At 67.9% G+C, this 1,067-nt stretch carries 1 protein-coding gene; it reads left to right on the forward strand.

The features are described from left to right. Positions 1–1,067: molybdopterin-dependent oxidoreductase (locus ACGF5C_RS35175; protein ID WP_393308793.1), on the forward strand; the 1,067-nt coding region annotated here is incomplete at both ends.

A 1,067-nucleotide genomic window follows, 5' to 3' on the forward strand; every position in this document is an offset into this window, starting at 1 on the left:
CCACGCCTATCTGCGGTCCGCGGCGCGGATCATCGGCACGGGCGAGCGGGTGCTGTCGACCGTGTTGCAGGGCTTCTACCAATCCCATCAGGCCACCGCGGCCGCGGTGCAGGTCAACAACATTCACCTGATTCGCGGCATGCTCGGCCGGCCCGGCTGCGGCGTCCTGCAGATGAACGGCCAGCCCACCGCGCAGAACACCCGGGAATGCGGGGCCGACGGCGATCTGCCGGGATTTCGCAACTGGGCCAACGATTCTCACGTCGAAGAACTGGCCCGGCTGTGGAATGTCGACCCGCAACGCATACCGCACTTCAGCGCGCCGACGCATCTCATGCAGATCCTGCGCTTCGTCGAGGACGGGTCGATCCGCTTCCTCTACGTCAACGGCACCAATCCGGCGGTGTCGCTGCCCGAACTCGCGCGCGTTCGCGCCCTGCTGTCGCAGCGGCGGCTGTTTCTCGTCGTGCAGGACATCTTCCTTTCCGAGACAGCGCAATTGGCGGATGTGGTGCTGCCCGCGGCGACCTGGGGTGAGAAGACCGGCACCTTCACCAATGCCGACCGCACCGTGCACCTGTCGGAGAAGGCGGTCGAGCCGCCCGGGGACGCCCGGCCCGACCTGGATATCTTCCTCGATTACGCCCGCCGCCTGGATCTGCGCGACGCCGACGGCGCACCGCTGTTGCCCTGGCGGACGCCGGAGGAGGTGTTCGAGCAGTGGAAGCGGTGCAGCGCGGGGCGCCTGTGCGACTACTCGGCCATGACCTACGCGAAACTTCGCGTGCGCGGTGGCATTCAGTGGCCGTGCACCGAGGAGCATCCGGACGGCACCGAGCGGCTGTACGCCGACGCGACATTCCGTGCGGCGCCGCAGGATTGCGAAACCTACGGTCGCGACCTGATCACCGGTGCTCCGCTGGAGCCGACCGAGTATCGCGCGCTGAACCCGGAGGGCCGCGCCGTGATCAAGGCGGCGCAGTACCTGCCGCGGCACGAGACGCCGAGCGAGGACTATCCGTACGCGCTGATCACCGGTCGCACGCTCTACCACTTCCACACCCGCA

The sequence above is a fragment of the Micromonospora sp. NPDC047620 genome (genome assembly GCF_043205005.1).
Classification (GTDB): domain Bacteria; phylum Actinomycetota; class Actinomycetes; order Mycobacteriales; family Micromonosporaceae; genus Micromonospora.